We start from the raw sequence: 20,829 nt of genomic DNA on the forward strand, positions 1-20,829 counted from the left end.
GGGAGGAACATCATGAATAGTCTGAAGCGCAGAACGCTGTTCTGCCTGCTCTCCGGTGCTGCCTTGTCGGCGGTATCTTTCGGTCACGCCATTGCGCAGGATCGTACCTCGGTGAAGATCGGTTATGCCGTTTCAAAAAGCGGCGCCAATGCCACGGGTGCTGGCATCACCACCATTCCGAACTACAAATTATGGGTGAAAGAGGTCAACGATGCCGGTGGCCTGACCCTGCCGGATGGCAAGCGCCTGCCGGTGGAAGTGGTCGAGTATGACGACCGCTCCTCGGCCGAGGATGCGGTGCGGTTCACCGAGCGTCTGGCGAGCCAGGACAAGGTCGATTTCATCCTGCCGCCCTGGGGCACGGGCTTCAATCTGGCCGTCGCACCGCTTTACGACCGTTTCGGTTATCCACAGCTGGCCGTGACCGGCGTTACCGACAAGGCGCCCGATTTCGCGGCGCGCTGGAAAAAGAGCTTCTGGATGCTGGGCGGTGGTCATGACTATGCCAATGCGCTCGCCGATGTCTTGAAAGCTGCGCGCGATGCCGGCCAGATCAACGACAAGGTCGCGGTGATTTCCGTGGCTGACGGTTTCGGCATCGATCTCATCAAGGCCGCGCGGCCGGCGCTGAAGGAAGCGGGTTTCACACTTGCCTATGACAAGACCTATCCGGTCGGCACCTCCGATTTCGCAGCACTTGTGAACGAGGCGGCGGCGAGCGGTGCGGACAGCTTCATCGCCTTTTCCTATCCGCCCGATAGTTTTGCGGTGACGAAACAGGCGCAGACGGCGAAGTTCAACCCGAAGGTCCTTTATGTCGGCGTCGGCGGTGCTTTCCCGATCTTCCCGAAGGTCTCCGATGGCAAGCAGGAGGGCGTGATCAGCATCGGCGGCGTCGATGGCAGCAGCGACAAGATCGAGGATTATTTCAAACGCCACGAAGCCTTCATCGGCACCAAGCCGGACAGCTGGGCAAGCGCCATCACCTATGCAAGCCTCGAAATGCTGGCCCAGTCCATCCAGCGCGTCGGCCTCGACAAGGTGGCGGTGGCAAATGAACTTTCGACGGGAAGCTTCGACACCGTCATCGGCCCGGTCAAGCTTGAAGACAACCAGCTTCGCCAGCTCTGGTGGGCGGGGCAATGGCAGGGTGAGCGTTTTGTGGCGATTGCGCCCGCAGACCGCCCGGGTGCGGCCAAGCCGGTCGTTCCGAAGCCGCAATGGTGAGCCTTTGCCGGCCGGGGCCGCGAACCCCGGCCGGAAGGCTTCGGCCATCTTCCATACTGGAGACATTCCCTTGTTCTTATCCACCCTCATCTTCGGCTTGATGCTGGGAGGGACCTATGCGCTGATCGCGCTTGGACTTTCGCTGCAATATGGCATTGCCCGCATCATGAACCTTGCTTATGGCGAGGTGCTGATTGCGGCTGCCTTCATCACCTTCGTGTTGTTTTCCAGCTATGGCCTGTCGCCGCTCTGGTCGCTGTTCATCATCGTGCCGCTCGGTTACGCCCTGTCTTTCGTGATCTACCGGGTCATGATGCGGCCGCTGGTGCGCCGTTCGGGCGGCTCCGGCCGCCTGGAAGTCGATTCCATTCTGGCGACCTTCGGGCTGCTCTTCGTTATCCAGGGGATCATGCTCGTGGTGTTCGGCGGCAACTACCATTCCTATTCCTATCTCTCCGATGGCGTCGACATCTTCGGCACGACGGTAGCGCTGAACCGGCTCCTGTCGTTCATCCTGTCGGTCGCGATTGGCGGCGGGCTTTATCTGGCGCTCACCCACAGCCGCTGGGGCCTCAACCTGCGGGCGGTGGCGCTTGCGCCCAAATCCGCGCCGCTGGTCGGCATTGATGTGAACCGTGTGGCCTCGATCGGCTTTGCGCTTGGCGGAGCACTCGCCGTGGCCGGCGGGGTGATGATTTCGATGTACCAGACCTTTTCCGCCTCCTATGGCGTGGTCTTGACCATGAAGGCGCTTGTCGTCGTCATCATGGGCGGTGTCGGCAATCTGCTTGGCGCGCTGGTGGCCGGCCTGCTGCTCGGTCTCGTGGAAACCTTCGTGCTCGTTTATGTCGATCCCGGCCTCACGCTTGCCGCCACCTATCTGCTCTTTCTCGTGGTGCTGCTCTGGCGTCCGGAAGGCATCTTCGCAAGGAGGGGCAAATGATCCCGCTTCTCATCGGCCTTGCCGCAGCTGCACTGCTGGCGCTTTCCCCCTTCTTTTTCGATGCCTATGGCGTCGGCGTCATTATCGGCCTTCTCGGTTATGCGACGCTTGCCTCCGCCTGGGCGATGTTCTCCGGCCCGACGCGCTATATTTCGCTCGCCACCGTCGCCTTTTTCGGTGTCGGGGCCTATACGGTCGCGGTGCTGAGCGAGGTTCTGCCATGGCCGCTGGTGCTCCTGTGTGCGGCCCTTGTCGGCGCGGCGCTGGCGCTTGTCGTCGGGCTTTCCACACTGCGCGTCGCCGGCATTTATTTCGTGATCTTTTCCTTTGGTCTTGCCGAGCTCATCCGCCAGCTCATCACCTGGTATGAGGTGAATGTGACCGGCACGCTCGGGCGTTACATCTTCTTGCCGCTGGAGCCGCAACACGTACTCTGGCAATTGCTGGCGCTGGCTGTCGTCACACTTTTGCTGGCGATCCTCATCGACCGCAGCAAGCTCGGACTGGCGCTGAAGGCAATCGGTGACGACGAGGTCGTGGCCGCCCATGCGGGTATCAACTTGGCCCGCACCAAGCTGACGCTCTTCGTGCTGTCCGCCACGATCATCACGCTGGTCGGCGCCATTCAGGCCCCGCGCTGGGTCTATATCGAGCCGGCCATCGTCTTTAATCCGCAGGTATCGTTCCTCACCGTCATCATGGCGTTGCTCGGCGGAGCCACACACCGCTTGGGACCCATTCTCGGTGCGGTGCCGCTGTTCCTGCTGTTCGAGTGGCTGGGCGCGAACTTCCCCAATCATTTTTCCATCATTCTCGGCGCTCTCTTCATCCTCATCGTTTTTGTTCTGCCGGATGGGGTGCTGGCGGCGCTGGAGAAGCTGCGCAAAAAGGAGAAAGCCGCATGAGCGCCGTTCTCGAAATCACTGATATCCGCAAGACCTTTGGCGGGCTGAAGGCGGTGGATGGCCTTGGCCTCACCATCGAGGCCGGCGAGGTCGTCGGGCTGCTAGGGCCAAACGGTTCCGGCAAGACGACGCTGATGAACCTCGTCTCCGGGGCGCTGAAGCCCACTGAAGGGTCTATCCGGCTCAAAGGGCAGGAGATTGCAGGCCGGCGGCCGGATGTGATTGCGCGCGCCGGCGTGGCGCGCACCTTCCAGCTCGTGCGGCTTTTGCCGTCGCTTTCCCTGCTTGAAAACGTTGCCGTATCGGCCATGTTCGGGCCACAACGCCTGTCCCGTATCGAGGCGGAGAAGGTCGCGCGCGCCTGCCTCGAAAGAATAGGCCTTGCCGGGCGGGAAACCATGCCGGCCGGCGACCTCACCTATATCGATCAGAAACGCCTTGAACTGGCGCGTGCGCTGGCGGGCGAACCGAAGCTTCTGTTGCTGGATGAATGGCTTGCAGGTCTCAATCCCACCGAACTGCAGGAAGGGATAGCGCTGATCCGGCGGTTGGCATCCGAGGGTACGACGATCCTGCTGGTGGAACATATCATGGCTGCTGTGCACGCACTCTGCCCGCGCTCCGTGGTCATGGCGGCCGGTCGCAAGATCGCCGATGGGCCGACGGCAACGGTGCTTGACGATCCGCAGGTCATTTCCGCCTATCTGGGAGCGGCGCATGCTTGAAATAGACGCACTGACAATCCGCTACGGCAAACATCTCGCGGTTGACGGCATATCGCTCAATGTTGCCAAGGGCGAAACGGTGGTGCTGCTTGGTGCCAATGGTGCGGGCAAGTCGTCTTTGCTGAAGGCGGTCGGCGGCATGGTGGCTCCGGTCTCCGGCGAAGTGCGCGTCAATGGCGCGTCGCTTGCCGCTGTCCCCGCCCATCAGATTGTGGAGCGGGGCGTGGCGCTGGTGCCGGAGGGACGCGGAATTTTCGCGGCGCTGACGGTGGAGGACAATCTCCGTCTCGGGGCCAATCCCCGCCATGCCCGTTCAGCGGAAAAAGCGACACGAGAGCATATTTTCTCGCTGTTTCCGCGCCTTGCCGAGCGGCGGCAGCAGCTTGCCGGCACCATGTCCGGCGGCGAACAGCAGATGGTCGCCATCGGGCGTGCGCTAATGTCAGCGCCGGATTATCTATTGCTGGACGAGCCGAGCCTTGGCCTTGCGCCCATCGTCACGCAGGAGCTTTTTGCCGCTTTGGCGGAGATCAAGAAGAGCGGCCTTTCAATTCTGCTCGTGGAGCAGAATGTGCGCGAAAGCCTCGCACTTGCCGATCGCGGATATTTGCTGGAAGCAGGGCGGATTGTCGGGGCAGGCACGGCTGAGGCCCTGTCCGCCGATCCCGCCGTGCAACGGGCGTTTCTTGGCGGCACCACCGCCGCCATTGTCTGAATTCAGGAGGAAGACCATGCAGACAGTCAATCTTTTCATCGGCGGCGACCATTGCCCGGCCACAAGCGGCAAGCGTTTCGAACGCAGCAACCCCATCACCGGCGACGTGGCGACGAGTGCTGCGGCGGCAACGGTGGAGGACGCCACCCGGGCAGCCGATGCCGCGGCGGCCGCTTTCCCGGTCTGGTCGGCAACGCCTCCCGGTGAACGCCGCCGCCTGCTTCTGGCTGCCGCACAGGCGCTTCTCGCTGCCGGGCCTGACATTACCCAGGCGATGAAGGAAGAAATCGGCGCAACCGATGCCTGGGCCGGGTTCAACGTCAAACTGGCAAGCGATATGCTGGTGGAGGCGGCAAGCCTGACGACCCAGATCAAGGGCGAGGTCATTCCTTCCAACCGTCCCGGAACCATGGCGATGGCACTGCGCCAGCCCGCCGGTGTCGTGCTGTCCATCGCGCCGTGGAATGCGCCGGTCATTCTCGGCGTGCGCTCCATCGCCACGCCGCTCGCCTGCGGCAATACGGTTGTCATGAAGACCTCGGAACTGTGCCCGCGCACCCATGCGCTGATCATTGAAGCCGTCGCTTCGGCGGGTCTGCCGAAGGGCGTGCTCAACGCCGTCTCCAATGCACCGGAAGATGCGGCAAAGATCGTCGATACGCTGATCGCACACCCCGCCGTCAGACGCGTGAATTTCACCGGCTCGACCCGCGTTGGCCGGGTGATTGCCGAAACCGCCGGCCGTTATCTGAAACCCGCTTTGCTGGAGCTTGGCGGCAAGGCGCCGTTCATCGTGCTTGATGACGCCGATATCGATGCGGCTGTCGCGGCTGCCGCTTTCGGCGCTTATATGAACCAGGGCCAGATCTGCATGTCGACGGAGCGCATCATCGTACTCGACAGCGTTGCCGATGCATTTGTGGAGGCCTTCGCCAAAAAAGCGTCGAGCCTCACGGCCGGCGATCCGCGTGAGGGCAAAACACCGCTCGGCTCGCTGGTCAGCGCCGAAGCGACATCGCGCATTCGGGCGCTGGTGGATGATGCCGTCTCCAAGGGCGCGCGGCTGGCCGCGGGCGGCGGCGGTAATGGCACGATGGTGGATGCGATCGCCGTCGATGGCGTCACGCCCGCCATGCGACTTTATGCGGAGGAAAGCTTCGGTCCCGTCGTCTCCATCATCCGCGCCGGCAGCATCGATGAGGCGGTGAGCATCGCCAACGAAACCGAGTTCGGTCTTTCCGCCGCAATTTTCGGCAGGGATCAGGCACGGGCGCTTGCCATTGCCGCCCGCATTGAAAGTGGCATCTGCCACATCAACGGCCCGACCGTTCACGATGAAGCGCAGATGCCCTTCGGCGGGGTCAAGGCTTCCGGTTACGGCCGCTTCGGCGGTACGGCGGGCATTGCGGAATTCACTGAGCTACGCTGGGTCACGCTGCAGGACGGGCCGCTGCATTATCCGATCTGAACAGGAAACGGTACAGGGTGGCGGGCGGCGTCATCGCCGCTCGTCGATCAGCCAGCCGGTGAGTTTTCTCACCGCGCTGTCGCTGCTTTTCGGCCGCATCAGCCAGTAGCCGCGTCCCGGCGCATCGAGGCTCGGGCCGGCCATCACCAGCACGCCGGCCTCAAGCAACGGATCGACCAGTCCTGCCCAGCCGAGCGCGAAACCCTGTTCGCCGATGGTTGCCTGCACCACCATGGTGTAATTGTTGAAGCTGATATCGCCGCCATCATGCTCGGCACCGCGATGCACGCCGAAATGCTTGAAGTAGGCAGCCCAGTCGAACCAGTGCGCTTGCGAGGTATTTTCGAGGTGGATGAGCTTTCGCCGTGAAAAATCCGCGACGGTCGCGGGTGCCGGTGTTTCGGTCAGCAGGGCAGGCGAGCAGACTGGCGTGACCTTTTCCGAAAGCAGCAGCACCGCTCCGTCGCCGGCCTCCTGCCGCGTGCCGAAAATGATCATCACGTCGCTATCATGTTTGCCCTGACCAAGAGGGTCCTGCGTTGCCACGATCTGGATGTTTATGTCGGGGTTGAGCGCTCGAAAGCCATGCATGCGCGGGATGAGCCACAGGGACGAAAAGGCATAGTCCGTGTGCAGGCGGATAGTCTGCCGGTCCTCCGTCCGGCGAAGCTGCTGCGCGAGAAGATCGATGGCGTCGACATTACGCGAGACGATGTCGAACAGCTTTTGTCCTTCGGCGGTGAGTTCGATGCCGCGATGCTTGCGCCGGATAAGAACCACGCCCAGCTCATCCTCGAGTTTGCGCATCTGATAGCTGACGGCCGGCTGGGTCAGTCGCAGCGATGCCGCCGCAGCCGTGAGGCTGCCGCGGCGCGCGACATCGGTGAAAATGCGCATCCATCCGAGGTCAAGCGGCCGATCAGACATTAAATTTCCTTATATCAGTCATCGAAAAATACCCGCTTCACAGGCAAAAACAATGTGGTGTTCAATAAACTGGACTAATAAAAGGGGAGCCGCAATGAAAACCGTTTCTCATCTGCACCGCATCGCCGCCGGTCTCATTCTGTCCGTGGCGGCATTCTCCACCCCGCTACAGGCGGCCGATGACGCCGCCTGCAAGACCATTCGCCTCAGCGATCCCGGCTGGACCGACATTACTGCTACTAACGGTGTCGCTTCCGTCGTGCTCGATGCGCTGGGTTATGAAGCCGACGTCAAGACGCTTTCGGTGCCGATCGGCTACCAGGCCATGAAAAATGGCGAAATCGATGTCTTTCTCGGCAACTGGATGCCGGCCCAGAAGTCCTTCGTCGACGATCTGAACGCGGCGAAAGCGGCCGAGGTGATGACGAAGAACCTGGAGGGCGCCAAGTTCACGCTGGCGGTGCCTTCCTATATGGCGGAAAAGGGCGTGAAGGATTTTGCCGATCTCGCCAGACATGCCGATGAGTTCGAAAGCAAGATTTACGGCATCGAGCCGGGCGCGCCGGCCAACCAGAATATCCAGAAGATCATCGACGCCAATGATTTCGGCCTGAAAGGCTGGCAGCTCCTTGAATCCGGCGAACAGGCCATGCTGGCGCAGGTGGAACGGGCGGGCAGGGACAAGAAGGCCGTGGTCTTCCTCGCCTGGGCGCCGCATCCGATGAATGAGAAGATCGATATCGCCTATCTCTCCGGAGGTGACGCCTATTTCGGCCCGAATTTCGGCGGCGCGGAAGTCTATACGCTGGCCCGCACCGGCTGGGCGCAGCAATGCCCGAATGCGGCGACGCTGTTCAAGAACCTGAAGTTTGATATCGGCATGGAAAACAGCCTGATGGGCTCCATTCTCGGCGGTGAGGATTCCAAAGCGGCGGCGACGGCCTGGCTGAAGGCCAATCCGAAGGTGCTGGATGGCTGGCTGCAAGGCGTCACCACGCTGGATGGCAAGCCGGGTGCGGACGCCGTCAAAGGCAAGCTTGGTCTCTAAGCCGGAAAGTCGAAATGCCGCGTCCCAATATCCTGATCCTGATGGCCGACCAGTTCAACGGGACGTTTTTTCCCGATGGTCCGGCCGATTTTATCCACGCACCACATCTGAAAGCACTGGCGGAGCGGTCTGTCCGCTTCGCCAACACTTACACGGCAAGCCCGCTCTGCGCGCCGGCCCGCGCTTCTTTCATGTCCGGGCAGTTGCCCAGCCGGACGCGGGTCTATGATAACGCTGCCGAATTCGCTTCCGACATTCCGACCTATGCGCACCATCTGCGGGCGGCGGGTTATTACACCGGCCTTTCAGGCAAGATGCATTTCGTCGGACCGGACCAATTACATGGCTTCGAAGAGCGTCTGACGACGGATATCTATCCGGCGGATTTCGGTTGGACGCCTGATTATACCAAGCCCGGCGAACGGATCGACTGGTGGTATCACAATCTCGGCTCGGTCACCGGTGCGGGTGTCGCTGAAATCACCAATCAGATGGAATATGATGACGAGGTGGCCTATCACGCCACCCGCAAGCTCTACGATCTGTCGCGCCGGCTCGATGACCGCCCCTGGTGCCTGACCGTCAGCTTCACCCATCCGCACGACCCCTATGTGGCGCGGCGCAAATTCTGGGATCTCTACGAGGATTGCCCGGCGCTTGATCCGCAGACATCGGCGATTGCCTTCGAGGAGCAGGATTCGCATTCGAAACGGTTGCTGGAAGCCTGCGATCATGAGGCTTTCGATATTTCGCCGGAGCAGATACGCCGTGCACGGCGCGGTTATTTCGCCAATATCTCCTATATCGACGAGAAGATCGGTGAGATTCTCGACGTGCTGAAAGCGACACGGATGGAGGAGGACACCATCATCCTCTTCCTGTCCGACCATGGCGACATGCTGGGCGAGCGTGGGCTTTGGTTCAAGATGTGTTTCTTTGAGGGCTCCGCCCGCGTGCCGCTGATGATCGCCGCACCCGGCTGGCAGCCGGCCCTGATCGACACGCCCGTCTCGACGCTCGATGTCACGCCGACGCTCTGCGGGCTTGCGGGCCTCGATATCACCTCGCTCAAACGCTGGACCGATGGCGAAGACCTGTCGGCGCTGGCTGCGGGAACTGGAGAGCGCGGCCCGGTGCCGATGGAATATGCCGCCGAAGGCTCGATCGCGCCGCTCGTCGCCATCCGTGACGGGCGCTACAAGCTGTCGGTCTGCGAGGCTGATCCGCCGCTGCTTTACGATCTCGAAGCCGATCCGGAAGAGCGCACCAACCTTGCCGGTGATCCCGCTTTCAGTGCCGTGCTTTCATCGCTTGCCAGCGAAATCGACCGGCGCTGGCAATTGCCTGTTTTCGATGCTGCCGTGCGGGAAAGCCAGGCGCGGCGCTGGGTGGTCTACAAGGCGTTGCGCAATGGCGCTTATTACCCGTGGGATTACCAGCCGCTGCAAAAGGCCTCCGAACGCTACATGCGCAACCACATGGACCTTAACGTGCTGGAAGAGAACCAGCGTTTTCCGCGCGGGGAGTGATGTGGGCAGGGCGTCTCACGCGGCGGCGGTCACCTTCGGTGCGCCGCCTGCCGCCTGCACGGCAAGACTGCCCGCTGCGATGCCGGCTTCGAGGCATTGCTGTTCGTTCTGACCCTGAAGCCATGTATCAAGAAAACCGGCATTAAAGGCATCGCCTGCGCCGGTCGTATCGACCACCGGGACCTTTTGGGCGGCTTTATGCTGAATCCCGGCTGCAGATGATACCCATGCACCCTCCGCGCCGCCTTTGAGGGCGACCATCGGGAAAGCCTCCGCCAATCTCCGGATAGCCGTTTCCGGTTCCGAATGCCCGGTGATTGCTTCGGCCTCTTCAAGATTGGGCAAAAAAACGTCGACACCGGCACAGGCCCTGAGCAGACCCTTGTCGTAGATCAGCGAGGCGTCCCAGCTCGGGTCGAGCGAGACGGACAATCCGCTCGCCTTGGCGCGCGCGACGAGATCGGGGATTTCGTGCAAAGTAGCGAATTCGGCGATGTGCATATGCCGTGCCTTGTCCCACGCAAGGGCGGTATCCAGTGTCGAAGGTCGGGCGGCGCCGGCGCGGCGTGTCAAAAATGCACGGTCGTGGCCAACCACCGTCGCCACCGTGACCTGCGGCCCCGCATCCGCCGAATGCTCCAGAAATTGCAGATCGACACCGCTCTCCTGCATTTTCTCACCGATATCGCGCGAGAAGGTGTCGGTGCCGAGCCTTGCAAGCAGCGCAGCGGGACGGCCGATATGGGCGAGATGCGCGGCGGCGATGAAAGCTCCGCCGCCGGCGGCGATTTCCATGTCGCGTGCAAACAGTTCCCGGCCGAGCACCGGCAATTCGTCAAGCCCGGTGAAAATGAGGTCGCAATAGATGCGGCCAATGCTGATGACGGCTGATTTTTCTGTTGTCATCATGCGCGGCCCAGAAGCTTTTCCGTCTTCGCATCGAAAAGATAAAGCGCGCCTGTTTCCGCCCGGCATTGCAGCCGGGTGCCAACTGCCGGAATGGATTTGCCTCTAGAGGTTGCGATCACCGAGGTAGTGTCGGTGTCCAGATGAACCAGTGTTTCCGGGCCAAGAGGCTCAACCGCGGTTACCGTTCCTTCAAGCGTAAACGTTCCCTGTGTGGCGTCGGTTTCTCCAACCAGCAGGTCGTGCGGCCGCACACCGATCAAAAACTCGCCCTTGGCGGAGGGCGTAACGCTGTTGGTTGTTTTGGTCCCTCGCAAAAGGTTCATCGAGGGGCTGCCGATGAAGCGGGCGGTAAACACATCGACGGGTGTTTCGTAGAGTTCAGTCGGCGTGCCAACCTGCAGGATATGGCCGTCCTTCATGACGACAATCCGGTCCGCCATGGTCATGGCTTCCACCTGGTCGTGGGTAACGTAGACGGTTGTCGTCTTAAGACGTTGATGCAAGCGCTTGATTTCAATGCGCATCTGCGATCTCAGCTGGGCGTCGAGATTGGATAGCGGCTCGTCGAAAAGAAAGGCTGCGGGATCGCGCACCATGGCGCGGCCGATGGCGACGCGCTGCCGCTGGCCGCCAGACAAAGCCGCTGGCCGACGGTCGAGCAACGCCTCAAGCCCCAGCACCCGCCCGGCCTCTTCGATACGCCGGTTCTTTTCCGCCTTGTCGAGCTTTGCGGTATAAAGCCCGAAGCCAATATTCTGGCGAACCGTCATATGCGGGTAGATCGCATAGTTCTGGAAGACCATGGCGATGTTGCGCTGTTTCGGTTCCTTCTCGTTGACGACGTTCCCGCCGATCTTCAGCGTGCCGTCGGAGATTTCTTCGAGCCCTGCGATCATGCGCAGCGTCGTCGATTTTCCGCAGCCGGAAGGGCCGACGAAAACGACGAATTCGCCATCTTCGATGGCAAGGTCGATGCCCTTGACCGCCTCCACCTTGCCGTAGCGCTTTACGAGTTGAGTGAGTTCGATTGTCGCCATTATCGCGCTCCCGTCAGGGCGGTGAATTTCTCTGCCAGTTCGGCGGCCTTTGCCGCTTCGTGATCGGCGGATCGTTTTGCTTCCGCCTCGAATGCAGCAAGCTTGCCGCGATAGGCGGCAATCGCCTCCCGCATCGGTTCGGGGGCAGGGCCGCCGAAGCGGCCGCGTACCGCGACAAAGTGCTCCGGCGAGACGATCTGCCTGAACTTTTCTTCGCTGATGCCGGTTTTGCGCCCCGCCAGTTCCTCGAACGCGTTGAGGAACGGCTGGTAGCCGTCATTCGGCAGATCGCCCTTCAGCGCCACAACGCTCTTGGCGACAGTCGCGGCGATCTCGTGGGCCTGGCGGAATGACAGGTCCTCGATGCGGACGAGCGAATCCGCCAGTTCCGTGATGGTGATGCAGGAACGGCGGATATTCTGGTCGACCCTCTCAGGGTCGATGCTGATCTGGCCGACAAGGCTGGCGAGGAGATCGAGAACCCGGCCGGCCGAAGCGAAGGCCTCGTAACCCATGCCCTGCGTTTCACCTTCGCTGTCGTTCATATCGGTGAAGGGCGTGTTGTGCATCACGTCGAGCATGGTCCGCGCCCGCCCGAACGTCTGGCTGGCGAGGTGGCGCAGATGTTCGATCGGCACCGGGTTGCGCTTCTGCGGCATGATCGAGGATATCTGCACCAGCGAATTCGGCACGTAGATCTGGCCGACTTCGAAGCTCGTCCAGAACTGGAAGTCCTGAATGAGCCTGCCGAGATGCAGGAACATCAACTCGATCGCGCCATAGGTCGCCGTCGTGTAGTCGACGGCGGCGATGCAGGAATAGGAATTGCGCAGCGGCGCGGCAAAACCGAGAAGCTCGGCGACGCGGGCGCGATCAATGGGAAAGCCGGAGGTGGTGATGGCGGCGGCGCCCATGGGTGAGAGATCGACGATTCGGCGAGCTTCCGCGAAACGGTCGATATCCCGAATGAGGACTTCGATGGCGGCGGAGAGATAATGGCCGAAAGTGGTGGGCTGGGCCGGCTGCCCATGCGTATAGGCCACAATCAGGGTGGATTGATTGCGCTCGGCGGCATCAATCAGCGCTTTCAGCAGAACACGCGCCTTGGCGGTGAGCGTGTCGATCTTTTCCTTGAGGCCGATCTTGAACAGGGTGTGATCGATATCGTTGCGCGAGCGGGCCGTGTGCAGGCGACCGGCGACATCGACGCCGATACGGGCCTTCAGTTCCTTTTCGATCAGGAAGAAGAAATCCTCGACCTCGCCGGTATAGACCAGCTCCGATGGCTCGATGGTCCTGTCGATGTCTTCGAGCGCGCCGGCGATTCTCGCCGCCGTTTCAGCATCCAGAATTCCGGTTTCGCGCAGCATGACGAGATGCGCGCGGTCGATGCGGCGGAACCCGTCGACATGGTGGTTCTTGGCGCCATCGAAAAGCGGGCGCAGCACGGTTTCCTTGTAGACAGGATCGGGAAACCTGCTGGTGTCGGACAGGCGCGGGTTGATATCGGCCATGATGTTATCCTTTCAGGCCCGCCAGCATCACACCGCGAACGATGTAGCGTTGCAGGACGATGAAGACGATGAGGGTGGGGATGGTCGCAATGGCTGCGCCCGTCATGATCATTTCCCACTGGATCTGCTGTTCCACGGCAAAGCTCGAAAGACCGACTGGCAGGGTGTAAAGCTCCTTGCTTGTCGTGACGATCAGCGGCCAGAAGAAGGCGGTCCAGTTGCCGAGGAAGGTGAAGATTGCCAGCGCCGAAAGAGCAGGCGTCACCAGCGGCAGGGCCACTTTCCACCAGATCTGGAATTCGTTCAGACCGTCGACGCGTGCGGCCTCGATGAAGTCGTTCGGAACCGTCTCGAAAAACTGCTTCATGAGGAAGGTGCCGAACGCCGTCATCATTCCCGGGAACATGATCCCCCAGTAGCTGTCGAGCCAGCCCAGCTGGCTGGACATCAGATACCAGGGAATAACCAGCATTTCGGTCGGTATCATCAGCGTCGACAGGATGGCGAGGAAGATGAAATAACGGCCGCGGAACTCGAATTTCGCCAGCGTGTAGCCGACCAGACTGTCAAAGAAGCAGTTGGAAACAGTGACGATGACCGCGACCAGCATGGAGTTGAAGAACCAGCGCAGGAAACGGCCGTCGGCCATGACCGTGATATAGTTCGCAAGCGTCGGCGCGGCCGGGATGAGCCTGAGATCATAGACCTGGTCCGCCGTCTTGAACGAGGTCGAGAACATGAAGAGCAGCGGTGAGACCATGATCAGGCCGCCGATGAACAGCAGCGTCCAGGTGACGATGCGGCCGGGGCGGATGCGGGCGTGGGAGAGTGGCGGCGCTTCGCTCATTTCTTTTCCCTCAGGACCCAGAGCTGGACCAGCGATACGACAAGAAGAATGGTGAACAGGACGACCGTCTGTGCTGCGGCATAGCCCATCGCATAGGAATTGAACGCGGTCTGGTAGATCATCAGTACCAGCGGCTTGGTTGAGCCGAGCGGTCCGCCCGGATCATTGGTGGTCATGTTGTAGACCTGGTCGAAGATGCGCAGGAAGCCGATGGAGGAAAACACCACGAGGAAAACGGTGGTTGGTTTCAGGAGCGGCAGCGTGATCTTTCGAAGGATCGCCCATTCGCCGAGCCCGTCGATGCGGGCGGCTTCGTAGAATGTCGTCGGAATGGCGCGCAGGCCCGCCATGAAGATGATGATCTGGAAACCGAGCCCCGCCCAGATGGCTGTCACCATGACCGAATAAAGCGCCTGATCGGTGGAGCGGATGAAGGGCTGCTGCGGAATGCCGATCATGCCAAGCACATCGTTGATGATGCCGATCGGCGGCGGCTGGTAGAACCAGCGCCAGACCCAGGCCATGGCCGCTGCGGTCGTCAGATAGGGCAGGAAATAAAGGGCGCGGATGAAACCGTGCAGGATGCGGACCCGGTCAAGATAAAAGGCGATGACAAAAGCCAGCACCAGGCTGATCGGCGTGCCGACGATGAGATAGGTGAAGGTATTCTTGAATACCTTCCAGAATTGCGGGTCCTTGAACAGCTTCACATAATTGGCGATGCCGATGAACTTCGCTGGCCGCAGAAGGTCCCAGTTGGTGAAGGACAGATAGAAGGCCTGTAGCGTCGGGTAAAAACGGATGACGCTGTAGAAGAGGATCGGGATCGCCAGAAAGCTCCAGATCCACAAAAGCCGTTTCGTGCGCATGGAAAGGCGATCCCCGAAGGAGCCGCCGGGGCGGCCGGATGCCGCCCCCTGTTGATCTATCGCTGTCATGGTTGGACCTGCGGTTTTCAGGGTTTCGCCGCGTCGATGATTTCCTGCTCGGCCTCGGCGGCCTGCTTGATGGAATCCTCGACCGGCTGGCCCTCGAGCAGGACACGGTTGGTCATGTCGATGGCGTTCTGCCGCTGGGCCGCCTCATCCATGAACAGTGTCGTATGGGCATATTCCAGACCCTTCAGGAACGGTGCGTAGATCGGGTCCTTCAGGTTTTCTTCGGTCAGCGCCGCCGAGCGCCGTGCCGGCAACTCGCCCACCGTCTTCAGCCAGATCGCCATGGCTTCCGGGGAAGAGATATAGGCGAGGAACTTCTTGGAGGCCTCAAGCTCTTCACCCGTGGTCTTGGCGCTGATGCCATTGGCGAAGTAGCTGGCATAGTTGGAGCGGATATTCTTGTCATTGGTGGGAAGTTCGGTCACGCCCCACTCGAAATCCTTGATGGTGCGGAACGAGCCCAGCCGGAAGGTGCCATCGATGGTCATGCCGGCCTTACCGGCGCGGAAGGCCGCCTGGCCCTCATCCATGAAACCCACTTGGCCGATCTTCTTTTCAAGCTGCAGGCTGGTGTAGAATTTCAGGGCCTGAATGCCCGGCTCGCTATTATAGGCGACCTTCTGGTCATTATCGGTATAGGGCTCACCGCCATATTGGCGAATGAGGACTTCACGCCACCACTGGTGGTCCTGGCCGCCCATGTCGAGTGTGGACCCGGCGACGGTGAGGTTTCCTGCGGCGTCGTGCTTGGCGATTTTTTCCGCGGCTGCGACGAACTCATCGAGCGTCTTCGGCGGATTGGCTGGATCGAGGCCCGCCTCGGTGAAGAGCTTCTTGTTGTAGAACAGGGCGAGCGAACGAACTGCTGTCGGCAGGCCATAATAGTCGTCGCCACGCTTCATGGCGCTGATGATGGGGAAGAATTCGCTTTCGATCTTGTCATGCGGGAAAGCGTCTGCCGGCAGCGGCTGCAAGATGCCGCCGGCTGCGAACTTGTCCAGCCAGCCGTAAAACAGCTGCATCACGTCAGGCCCCTTGCCGGACATGTTGGCCGCAATCACGCGGGTCTGGTAGTCGGCGTAAGGAAAGGTCACCTGCTTGACGGTGATGTCAGGGTTGGCCTTTTGAAACTCCGCGATCAGCTCGTCCATGGCTTTTACGCGTGTGTCGAAGACATATTGCCAATATTCGATTTCAACCGCCTGCGCGGCGTTGAATGCAAATGTGCTGAAACCGGCAACCAAGCCGGCGAACAGAGTTGCCCTGCGCATGTAAGCCTCCATTTCCTCCGTCCGGTCTTCCGGATGCGGAGTGATCGTTCCCTTTATCCGCGCTTTCGCGCGCGCTCATCGATTTGCCGGCTGCGGAGTTTCCTCTTCCGCCCCAAACAAGCCTGACCCCCGGTCGCCCTCTACGGTTCTCTGAAGGCGCGCGTTTGTCAATAAGATAATTTACTTGAATTATTATATTGCGCTTATCGTCAATTCGACGCTATGAATTTTATAAGAGACGGGAAGTTGAAGAGATGACGGTGCACACGGTAGACGCTTATCCCGTAGCAATCGGAAAAAATCCTGAGCGGAGCCGCGAACATAACAGGCGAGTCGTTTTAGACATCGTCCGGCGGCACGGATCGCTCGGCCGCGCCCAGATTGCCAAGATCACACATCTGACGCCGCAGGCGGTCGCCAATATCGTTGATGAACTGATGGGCGAGGAATTGCTGAAGGAACTCGGCCGTCGTCGCACGGGCAGGGGCCAGCCGCCGATCCAGTTCGCCGTCAATCCAGATGGCGGCGCGACGATCGGTATGGAAATCGCCGCCGACCATATGGTCACCGTAGGCCTCGATCTTGCCGGCGTGTTGCGTACTCATCGTGTTACCCCTCTCAAGGACACGACACCGGACGCCATATTCAAGACCTTTGCCGCCGAGCATGCCGCTGTCGCGAAAAATCTCGGCTGCAGGCTGCTTGGCACCGGGGTTGTCATGCCCGGTCCCTTCGAGATTGATGGCATGACCTCCGTGGGGCCGACGACGCTTTCCGGCTGGGGCGGCATTGATGCCCGGCAGATGCTGGGCGAAGCCTGCGGTCAGCCGGTCGTGGTCGAAAACGATGCGACTGCGGCAGCGGTCGGGGAACGGCTGTTCGGTGCGGGGCTGGCCATCCCGAATTTCTGCATGATCTATTTCGGCGTCGGTATCGGCCTCGGCATCATTCAGGATGGCGCGCCCTATCGCGGTGCGTTCGGAAATGCCGGCGAAATCGGCCATGTGACCGTTTCACCGAAGGGAAGGCCTTGCCCCTCCTGCGGGCAAAGAGGGTGTCTGGAGGCCTATGCCTCAGTCTATGTGCTGAAGGAAAAGCTTGTCTGCGCGGGTGTCGCGGATACGGAACTTGATGATCTGGAAGCCCTGTTCAGGGCTGGCAATCCGGTGGTGATGGAATGGATAGAGGAGGCCGCCGTCCATCTCGCGCCCATGGTTGCGATGCTCGAGAATATTCTCGATCCCCAGACGGTCATTCTCGGCGGCGCGCTGCCTGAGATCATCATCAGCGAGATCATTGCGCGGATGGGGCCTTTGCCGACCTCGGTCGCGAGCCGGCGGCAACGGGAATTGCCACGGGTCATCCACGGCAAGTCCGGGCAATTGACTGCGGCGCTCGGTGCCGCCGCCTTGCCGCTGTTCGACATCGTCACACCAAAACTCGAGACATCCCCGGGAGCTGCAGCGCAGGCACCCGGCTGAATATTGGAGGAGACCGCCCATGCTTAACCCTCGGGAGCGCATCGAACGGCAGATGGCCGATCCGTGGCTCATTCGCCTGCATCGCAAGCTGAGCGCGCTTAAATCCACCGTCACCGTCATGCACACCGGCGCGCATCCCGACGATGAGCAGAATGGACTTCTTGCCTATTTCCGCATGGAACTGGGCATGCGGATCATCATCGCCTGCTCCACACGCGGCGAGGGCGGGCAGAATGCGCTGGGGCCGGAACGGCTGGGCGCGCTTGGCGTCATCCGGTCGCGGGAGCTGGAGGAGGCTGCCCGCGTCATCGATGCTGATATCAGCTGGCTCGGCCATGGTCCGGCGGACATCATTCACGACTTCGGTTTTTCCAAGGATGGCGACCAGACCTTCGGCCGCTGGGGGCAGCAGCGCATTGTCGAGCGGCTGGTTCGCGCCTACCGCAAGGAGCGGCCGGATATCGTCATTCCGACATTTCTCGATGTGCCGGGACAACATGGGCACCACCGGGCCATGACGCGGGCGGCGAAAAGCGCGATCACGCTGGCCGCTGACCCTGCGGCCTATCCCGAGCATTTCGCCGAGGGGCTGAAACCGTGGAAGGTGGCCAAATATTACCTTCCCGCATGGTCTGGCGGTGGCGACACCTATGATGACGAAGTGCCGCCGCCGGAGACTACGCTGATAGTCAATGCTCCGGGCAAGGAGGCGGCCACCGGTGCGCAATATGACCGCATCGGCGAATGGTCGCGTTATTATCATGCGTCGCAGGGAATGGGGCATTGGCCGAAGCGGGCGCAGGAGGTCTGGCCGCTGCATCTGGAACTCGCCAGTGAAGCGGCGGGCGAAGAGCACTCGATCCTCGACAGCCTGCCGTCTTCCCTGTCTGACCTTGCGGCTTTCCCCGGGCTGGATTCGGAATTGGCAAAGGCGCTGGTCAAAGCGGAACAGGCGATAAGCGAAGCAATCTCGGCCTTTCCCGACAGGGAGCGGATCACGGCGTTGCTTCTTGCGGCGGCGGCGCTTTTGCAGAAGGTTGACGAAACCGCAGCTGCGGATTTCAAGGAGCTGCACGGCCATCGGATCGCGCGCAAGCGGGCGCAGGTTGATGCCGCTATCCTGACGGCGCTCGATGTTTTCGAACGGGCCTATGCCGAGCCGGCAGAGATCGTTCCGGGCGGAACGTCGGTTCTTTCGGTGGAGCTTTCAGACAGGGCGGCTGAACTTAATGTTGAGGTCACGCCGGTCCTGCCATCAGGGGTGTCGTCATCCGTTCAGTCGCGTGGTGAGACGCTGGTCTTTTCGCTTGTCGCCGATAAGGATGCTGCTGTTTCCGGGCTTTACCAGCCCGACTGGAAAGCCTCGGGCGGCAATGGCCATGCCTCTCTGCTGCTTTCCGCAACGGTTGGGGGCAGAAAGGTCTCGGCCGCCTTCGATCTGGAAGAACCGTTTTTCGTAACGCCCGCGCAGTCGCTGACGATCGCGCCGGATGCCCTTCTGGTTCCGCTTGGAAAGGGGCAGGACGTCCATGTCTTTCAGGCGCATGTAAAGGGTGCCGATGCGCCGCTGTCGTTCAGGAATACGGGCGGCTGGAACCTGCGCAGAAACGGCGGCGACTGGATTGCGGAACGCACCGGCGATGCGAAGGCAGGCCTTGCCCAGATCGAAGCGCTTGTCGGTTCACAACCCGCTTTCCAGATCACGCCCATCGCCTATCCGCATATCGGCAGGGCAAGGTTTCTGGCGCCGTCCGTTTTGAAAATCCTGTCACTGGACCTCAAGCTGCCCGAGGGCGCACGCGTCGGTTATGTCGGTGGCGGTGCCGACAGGGTGGGTCTTTGGCTGTCGCGCATGGGTCTTGATGTCACCGAACTCGATGCCCAGGCGCTGGGCGGTGACCTGTCGTCCTTCACGACGATCGTTATCGGCATCTTTGCCTTCGGCATCCGCAAGGATCTGGCCGCCGCAACGGAAAGGCTTCACCGTTTCGTCGAGGATGGCGGTCATCTCGTCACGCTCTATCACCGGCCGACCGACGGATGGAACCCGGAGACGACGCCTGTGAGGCGGCTTGAGATCGGCAAACCTTCCTTGCGCTGGCGTGTGACCGACCCGCAGGCTGAGGTAACGGTGCTGGCGCCCGAACATCCGCTGCTTGCCGGCCCCAACAGGATCGATGCTGCCGACTGGGCGGGCTGGGACAAGGAACGCGGGCTCTATTTCGCTGCGCGCTGGGATGATGTCTACGAGCCCTTGCTCGCCATGCATGATGTCGATGAACAGCCGCTCAAGGGTGCGCTGGTTTCGGGTGTCATCGGCAAGGGCCGGCATACCCATACCAGTCTCGTGCTGCACCACCAGATGGACAAGCTTGTGCCCGGGGCCTTCCGCCTCATGGCCAATCTTGTGCAGCCGGCGTGAATGGCGACACCCAGAGCGAAGAACAGCAAAACCCGCGCGAGACGGATACGCGCGCGGGAATTGGCTGGTTGTTGCTGGACATGACCCTTGTTGCGGGCGGAATGACTGCGCTCGTCAAGGCGCAGGGCGTCACCTATCCCGCCTTCCAGCTGGTCTTTATCAGGGCGATGATCGGTTTGATGTTCATCCTGCCGCTCATCTGGCGGCACAGGGGAGAAATGCTGCGCGTCAAATATCCCTGGCGCAATATTTTCCGCATCTGCTGCAACGCCATCGCACTCACCAGCAATTTCATCGCCATCACCCTTTTGCCGCTTGCGACCGTCAATGCCGTCGGTTTCTCCCGGCCATTGGTGACGATGGCGATGGCCGTCGCCTTTCTCGGCGAAAGCGTGAGCCGTTTTCGCTGGACGGGTGCCTGTCTTGCATTTGTAGGCGTTCTGGTCGTCATCGGGCCGGGCGGTACGGAGTTTGGCGCGGGTGTGATTGTTGTTCTGGTGTCGGTGGTGTTCGGGGCGTTTGCGGTGATCCAGACCCGCGCGCTGCGGCAGGAGAACACCACGGTCATGATGGTGTTCTACACGGTGGGCCTTGCCGTCATTACCGCCGTTCCGGCGATCTGGACATGGAAACCGGTTGCGTCATTCGACTGGGTTCCGCTGCTCGGCATCGGATTGCTGGCGCAGATGGGGCAATATTGTTTCCTGCGGGCCTATCGTATCGCGGATGCCAGTGTGCTTGCGCCTGTCAGCTATCTGTCGATCCTGTTTGTGATTGCTGTCGGATATTTTCTGTTCGATGAAGTGCCTGAAACCCGCGTGGTGTTCGGCATCGTCATTATTCTCGTGTCGCTGCAATCGACTGCCCTTGCGGAATATCTGCTGAAAAGGCTGCGCCGCAAAGGCTGACGGTTGCGCTCTATC

Annotated in this window: 18 protein-coding genes; 11 read left to right on the plus strand and 7 right to left on the minus strand. The window is 60.9% G+C overall.

Annotated features, from left to right (window positions below):
* Positions 1-12 precede the first annotated feature (12 nt).
* The 6 genes from V6R85_RS22355 to V6R85_RS22380 all read left to right on the plus strand — a co-directional run bounded on the left by V6R85_RS22355 (position 13) and on the right by V6R85_RS22380 (position 5,983).
* Positions 13-1,227, plus strand: a complete 1,215-nt coding sequence (locus V6R85_RS22355; RefSeq protein WP_336377213.1) for an amino acid ABC transporter substrate-binding protein — start codon at positions 13-15, stop codon at positions 1,225-1,227.
* 70 nt (positions 1,228-1,297) lie between these two features.
* Positions 1,298-2,170 (plus strand): branched-chain amino acid ABC transporter permease, encoded by an 873-nt coding sequence (locus tag V6R85_RS22360; protein ID WP_336377214.1) that lies wholly within the window; start codon positions 1,298-1,300, stop codon positions 2,168-2,170.
* On the plus strand, positions 2,167-3,075 hold the full coding sequence (locus V6R85_RS22365; protein ID WP_111820831.1) for an ABC transporter permease subunit: 909 nt from the start codon (positions 2,167-2,169) through the stop codon (positions 3,073-3,075). Before V6R85_RS22360 ends, V6R85_RS22365 begins: the two co-directional genes overlap by 4 nt.
* On the plus strand, positions 3,072-3,800 hold the full coding sequence (locus V6R85_RS22370) for an ABC transporter ATP-binding protein (RefSeq protein WP_080864439.1): 729 nt from the start codon (positions 3,072-3,074) through the stop codon (positions 3,798-3,800). The genes V6R85_RS22365 and V6R85_RS22370 overlap by 4 nt, the downstream gene beginning before the upstream one ends.
* Positions 3,793-4,515, plus strand: a complete 723-nt coding sequence (locus tag V6R85_RS22375; RefSeq protein WP_080864438.1) for an ABC transporter ATP-binding protein — start codon at positions 3,793-3,795, stop codon at positions 4,513-4,515. Before V6R85_RS22370 ends, V6R85_RS22375 begins: the two co-directional genes overlap by 8 nt.
* 16 nt (positions 4,516-4,531) lie before the next feature.
* Positions 4,532-5,983 (plus strand): aldehyde dehydrogenase, encoded by a 1,452-nt coding sequence (locus V6R85_RS22380; RefSeq protein WP_077998797.1) that lies wholly within the window; start codon positions 4,532-4,534, stop codon positions 5,981-5,983.
* A 30-nt stretch (positions 5,984-6,013) separates the two neighbouring features.
* On the opposite strand, the gene V6R85_RS22385 is transcribed toward V6R85_RS22380, so the two are convergent.
* Positions 6,014-6,910: a choline sulfate utilization transcriptional regulator gene (locus V6R85_RS22385; protein ID WP_336377215.1), complete on the minus strand. Its 897-nt coding sequence runs from the start codon at positions 6,908-6,910 to the stop codon at positions 6,014-6,016.
* A gap of 94 nt (positions 6,911-7,004) precedes the next feature.
* Between V6R85_RS22385 and V6R85_RS22390 the strand changes: the two genes are divergently transcribed.
* Positions 7,005-7,958 carry a choline ABC transporter substrate-binding protein gene (locus tag V6R85_RS22390; RefSeq protein ID WP_111820830.1) on the plus strand — a complete coding sequence of 318 codons (954 nt, stop codon included), beginning with the start codon at positions 7,005-7,007 and terminating at the stop codon, positions 7,956-7,958.
* A 14-nt stretch (positions 7,959-7,972) separates the two neighbouring features.
* The gene (gene betC / locus V6R85_RS22395) at positions 7,973-9,487 is read left to right on the plus strand and encodes a choline-sulfatase (RefSeq protein WP_111791826.1); all 1,515 of its coding nucleotides are present in this window, start codon (positions 7,973-7,975) and stop codon (positions 9,485-9,487) included.
* Between the two features lie 15 nt (positions 9,488-9,502).
* Here the strand turns inward: betC and V6R85_RS22400 are convergent, their stop codons facing one another.
* From V6R85_RS22400 to V6R85_RS22425, 6 genes are read right to left on the minus strand one after another with little or no spacing between them, the layout of a single operon-like run.
* Positions 9,503-10,396: a carbohydrate kinase family protein gene (locus V6R85_RS22400; RefSeq protein ID WP_111791827.1), complete on the minus strand. Its 894-nt coding sequence runs from the start codon at positions 10,394-10,396 to the stop codon at positions 9,503-9,505.
* Positions 10,393-11,433: an ABC transporter ATP-binding protein gene (locus V6R85_RS22405; RefSeq protein WP_111820829.1), complete on the minus strand. Its 1,041-nt coding sequence runs from the start codon at positions 11,431-11,433 to the stop codon at positions 10,393-10,395. Before V6R85_RS22405 ends, V6R85_RS22400 begins: the two co-directional genes overlap by 4 nt.
* Entirely contained in the window at positions 11,433-12,947 is a 1,515-nt protein-coding gene (gene argH / locus V6R85_RS22410; protein WP_020810877.1) for an argininosuccinate lyase, read from the minus strand. The genes V6R85_RS22405 and argH overlap by 1 nt, the downstream gene beginning before the upstream one ends.
* 4 nt (positions 12,948-12,951) lie before the next feature.
* Entirely contained in the window at positions 12,952-13,794 is an 843-nt protein-coding gene (locus tag V6R85_RS22415) for a carbohydrate ABC transporter permease (RefSeq protein WP_003505628.1), read from the minus strand.
* Positions 13,791-14,732, minus strand: coding sequence for a carbohydrate ABC transporter permease (locus V6R85_RS22420; protein ID WP_060725579.1), 942 nt, complete (start codon positions 14,730-14,732; stop codon positions 13,791-13,793). Before V6R85_RS22420 ends, V6R85_RS22415 begins: the two co-directional genes overlap by 4 nt.
* 17 nt (positions 14,733-14,749) lie before the next feature.
* Positions 14,750-16,015 carry an extracellular solute-binding protein gene (locus V6R85_RS22425; protein WP_111791445.1) on the minus strand — a complete coding sequence of 422 codons (1,266 nt, stop codon included), beginning with the start codon at positions 16,013-16,015 and terminating at the stop codon, positions 14,750-14,752.
* A gap of 242 nt (positions 16,016-16,257) precedes the next feature.
* Between V6R85_RS22425 and V6R85_RS22430 the strand changes: the two genes are divergently transcribed.
* From V6R85_RS22430 to V6R85_RS22440, 3 genes are read left to right on the plus strand one after another with little or no spacing between them, the layout of a single operon-like run.
* Positions 16,258-17,484 (plus strand): ROK family transcriptional regulator, encoded by a 1,227-nt coding sequence (locus V6R85_RS22430; protein WP_111791444.1) that lies wholly within the window; start codon positions 16,258-16,260, stop codon positions 17,482-17,484.
* 19 nt (positions 17,485-17,503) lie between these two features.
* Positions 17,504-19,906 carry a PIG-L family deacetylase gene (locus V6R85_RS22435; RefSeq protein ID WP_111791830.1) on the plus strand — a complete coding sequence of 801 codons (2,403 nt, stop codon included), beginning with the start codon at positions 17,504-17,506 and terminating at the stop codon, positions 19,904-19,906.
* Positions 19,903-20,814: a DMT family transporter gene (locus V6R85_RS22440; RefSeq protein ID WP_111791442.1), complete on the plus strand. Its 912-nt coding sequence runs from the start codon at positions 19,903-19,905 to the stop codon at positions 20,812-20,814. The genes V6R85_RS22435 and V6R85_RS22440 overlap by 4 nt, the downstream gene beginning before the upstream one ends.
* Positions 20,815-20,829 lie beyond the last annotated feature (15 nt).

Origin of the sequence: Agrobacterium sp. CCNWLW32 (genome assembly GCF_037083425.1) — a bacterium.
In the GTDB taxonomy this organism is placed as follows: domain Bacteria; phylum Pseudomonadota; class Alphaproteobacteria; order Rhizobiales; family Rhizobiaceae; genus Agrobacterium; species Agrobacterium radiobacter.

Excerpts from the sequence above, each read along its gene's own strand:
- V6R85_RS22355 (WP_336377213.1), top strand. The coding sequence starts at position 13 with ATGAATAGTCTGAAGCGCAGAACGCTGTTCTGCCTGCTCTCCGGTGCT.
- V6R85_RS22365 (WP_111820831.1), top strand. The coding sequence starts at position 2,167 with ATGATCCCGCTTCTCATCGGCCTTGCCGCAGCTGCACTGCTGGCGCTT.
- V6R85_RS22370 (WP_080864439.1), top strand. The coding sequence starts at position 3,072 with ATGAGCGCCGTTCTCGAAATCACTGATATCCGCAAGACCTTTGGCGGG.
- V6R85_RS22375 (WP_080864438.1), top strand. The coding sequence starts at position 3,793 with ATGCTTGAAATAGACGCACTGACAATCCGCTACGGCAAACATCTCGCG.
- V6R85_RS22380 (WP_077998797.1), top strand. The coding sequence starts at position 4,532 with ATGCAGACAGTCAATCTTTTCATCGGCGGCGACCATTGCCCGGCCACA.
- V6R85_RS22385 (WP_336377215.1), bottom strand. The coding sequence starts at position 6,910 with ATGTCTGATCGGCCGCTTGACCTCGGATGGATGCGCATTTTCACCGAT.
- V6R85_RS22390 (WP_111820830.1), top strand. The coding sequence starts at position 7,005 with ATGAAAACCGTTTCTCATCTGCACCGCATCGCCGCCGGTCTCATTCTG.
- betC (WP_111791826.1), top strand. The coding sequence starts at position 7,973 with ATGCCGCGTCCCAATATCCTGATCCTGATGGCCGACCAGTTCAACGGG.
- V6R85_RS22400 (WP_111791827.1), bottom strand. The coding sequence starts at position 10,396 with ATGATGACAACAGAAAAATCAGCCGTCATCAGCATTGGCCGCATCTAT.
- V6R85_RS22405 (WP_111820829.1), bottom strand. The coding sequence starts at position 11,433 with ATGGCGACAATCGAACTCACTCAACTCGTAAAGCGCTACGGCAAGGTG.
- argH (WP_020810877.1), bottom strand. The coding sequence starts at position 12,947 with ATGGCCGATATCAACCCGCGCCTGTCCGACACCAGCAGGTTTCCCGAT.
- V6R85_RS22415 (WP_003505628.1), bottom strand. The coding sequence starts at position 13,794 with ATGAGCGAAGCGCCGCCACTCTCCCACGCCCGCATCCGCCCCGGCCGC.
- V6R85_RS22420 (WP_060725579.1), bottom strand. The coding sequence starts at position 14,732 with ATGACAGCGATAGATCAACAGGGGGCGGCATCCGGCCGCCCCGGCGGC.
- V6R85_RS22425 (WP_111791445.1), bottom strand. The coding sequence starts at position 16,015 with ATGGAGGCTTACATGCGCAGGGCAACTCTGTTCGCCGGCTTGGTTGCC.
- V6R85_RS22430 (WP_111791444.1), top strand. The coding sequence starts at position 16,258 with ATGACGGTGCACACGGTAGACGCTTATCCCGTAGCAATCGGAAAAAAT.
- V6R85_RS22435 (WP_111791830.1), top strand. The coding sequence starts at position 17,504 with ATGCTTAACCCTCGGGAGCGCATCGAACGGCAGATGGCCGATCCGTGG.